At 67.1% G+C, this 2071-nt stretch carries 4 protein-coding genes and 1 pseudogene; all 5 read left to right on the top strand.

Going from position 1 to position 2071, the window contains the following annotated elements; genetic code table 11:
- Nucleotides 1-437 (top strand): annotated as a pseudogene (locus tag ACN27A_RS34220) (hypothetical protein); the annotation flags it as partial.
- Between the two features lie 143 nt (nucleotides 438-580).
- Nucleotides 581-871 (top strand): 30S ribosomal protein S6, encoded by a 291-nt coding sequence (rpsF, locus tag ACN27A_RS34215; RefSeq protein ID WP_421459123.1) that lies wholly within the window; start codon nucleotides 581-583, stop codon nucleotides 869-871.
- A 72-nt stretch (nucleotides 872-943) separates the two neighbouring features.
- Nucleotides 944-1453 (top strand): single-stranded DNA-binding protein, encoded by a 510-nt coding sequence (locus tag ACN27A_RS34210; RefSeq protein ID WP_421459120.1) that lies wholly within the window; start codon nucleotides 944-946, stop codon nucleotides 1451-1453.
- Between the two features lie 42 nt (nucleotides 1454-1495).
- Nucleotides 1496-1756 (top strand): 30S ribosomal protein S18, encoded by a 261-nt coding sequence (gene rpsR, locus ACN27A_RS34205; protein WP_421459118.1) that lies wholly within the window; start codon nucleotides 1496-1498, stop codon nucleotides 1754-1756.
- A gap of 29 nt (nucleotides 1757-1785) precedes the next feature.
- A partial coding sequence (gene rplI / locus ACN27A_RS34200; RefSeq protein ID WP_421459116.1) for a 50S ribosomal protein L9 occupies nucleotides 1786-2071 on the top strand: 286 nt, incomplete at its 3' end.

Here is a 2071-nt window from a genome sequence, read left to right as displayed (position 1 = left end):
TGGTGGTGGCGGTGTTCCTGCTGACCAACAAGGTGTGGAGCCCGCAGTTCTCGCTGTGGCTGGTGCCGCTGGCGGTGCTGGCGTTGCCGCACCGGCGGATCCTGCTGGCCTGGATGTCCGTCGACATGCTGGTGTGGGTGCCGCGGATGCTCTACCTGTACGGCGAGCAGAACATGGGGCTGCCCGAGCAGGCCTTCACCGCGACGGTGCTGGTGCGCGACATCGCGGTGATCGCGTTGTGCGCGTTGGTCGTCGGCCAGATCTACCGCCCGTCGTCGGATCTGGTACGCGCCGGCGGTGCGGTCGACGACCCGGCGGGCGGGGTGTTCGACCGGGCCCCCGACGCGCCACCGGGGTGGCTGCCCGACTGGCTGCGCCCGCGGGTCTCCCGCGATGCCGGCGATTTCGGTGTGCTCGTCGACGCTCAGCGACGATAACCACACCGTATTCGCGCGGTGCAGGCGAGCGATTTCGCAGATCAGTGCCGGTTCCTGTAACCTGGCCCGGTTGCCGACGCAGGCGACCCTCCTGCCGCGGAACGACCGCGGCCGCAACGACCATAGGAGGTGATGGGTTAGTTATGCGTCCATACGAAATCATGGTCATCCTCGACCCCACTCTCGACGAGCGCACCGTGGCTCCGTCGCTGGAGACGTTCCTCAATGTCATCCGCAAGGACGGTGGCAGTGTCGACAAGGTCGACATCTGGGGACGCCGGCGCCTGGCCTACGAGATCGCCAAGCACGCCGAGGGCATCTACGCGGTGGTCGACGTCAAGGCAGAGCCGGCCACGGTGTCCGAGCTCGACCGCCAGCTGAACCTGAACGAGTCCGTGCTGCGGACCAAGGTGATGCGGACCGACAAGAACTAAAGGGTGCCGCTCGTCGGAACCGCTGCGTAGGCTCGCGCCCAACACGCCGACCACCACCTTCAGGAGGAACCCGTGGCTGCTGGTGATACCAACATCACCGTCGTTGGAAACCTGACCGCCGACCCCGAACTGCGCTTCACCCCGTCGGGTGCGGCGGTGGCGAACTTCACCGTCGCCTCGACACCGCGTATCTACGACCGCCAGAGCGGGGAGTGGAAGGACGGCGAGGCGCTGTTCCTGCGGTGCAACATCTGGCGTGAGGCCGCCGAGAACGTGGCCGAGAGCCTGACCCGCGGGTCGCGCGTCATCGTGCAGGGGCGGCTCAAGCAGCGGTCCTTCGAAACCCGTGAGGGCGAGAAGCGCACCGTGGTCGAGGTGGAGGTCGACGAGATCGGCCCCTCGCTGCGCTACGCGACCGCCAAGGTCAACAAGGTCAGCCGCGGCGGCGGCGGTGGCGGCGGATTCGGCGGCGGTGGCGGGGGCGGTAGCTCCCGGGCGTCGGAGCAGCCCAAGGACGACCCGTGGGGCAGCGCCCCGGCATCGGGTTCGTTCGGTGGCGCCGACGACGAGCCGCCGTTCTGACGCAACGATATTCATTGATTTTCATAAGAAAGAGATAGACACATGGCGAAATCCACAAAGCGCCGTCCGGCTCCGGAGAAGCCGGTCAAGACGCGCAAGTGCGTGTTCTGCTCCAAGAAGGGCAAGGGGCAGATCATCGACTACAAGGACACCGCGCTGCTGCGCACCTACATCAGCGAGCGCGGCAAGATCCGCGCCCGTCGGGTGACCGGCAACTGCGTTCAGCACCAGCGCGACGTCGCGATCGCGGTGAAGAACGCCCGCGAGGTCGCGTTGCTGCCGTTCAGCTCGTCGGCTCGGTAAGCGGCGAGAAGAAGACAGGAACGATAGAGATGAAGCTGATTCTGACTGCCGAGGTCGAGCACCTCGGGACGGCCGGTGACCTCGTCGAGGTGAAGGACGGGTACGGCCGCAACTACCTGCTGCCGCGCGGGCTGGCGATCGTGGCCACCCGCGGTGCCCAGCGCCAAGCCGACGCGATCCGCCGCGCCCAGGAGCTCAAGGGTGTGAAGAACCTCGAGCACGCCAACGAGCTGAAGACCGCCCTCGAGGGCCTCGGCGCCGTCCAGCTGGCGGTGAAGTCGGCCGGCGACTCCGGCAAGCTGTTCGGTTCGGTGA

This window comes from Micromonospora sp. WMMD737, assembly GCF_049179055.1.
GTDB classification, from domain to species: Bacteria; Actinomycetota; Actinomycetes; order Mycobacteriales; family Micromonosporaceae; genus Micromonospora; species Micromonospora reichwaldensis.
The sequence above is the reverse complement of the archived record's forward strand: the minus strand, read 5'-3'. Positions and strand labels throughout refer to the sequence as shown.

Excerpts from the sequence above, each read along its gene's own strand:
- rpsF (WP_421459123.1), top strand. The coding sequence starts at position 581 with ATGCGTCCATACGAAATCATGGTCATCCTCGACCCCACTCTCGACGAG.
- rpsR (WP_421459118.1), top strand. The coding sequence starts at position 1,496 with ATGGCGAAATCCACAAAGCGCCGTCCGGCTCCGGAGAAGCCGGTCAAG.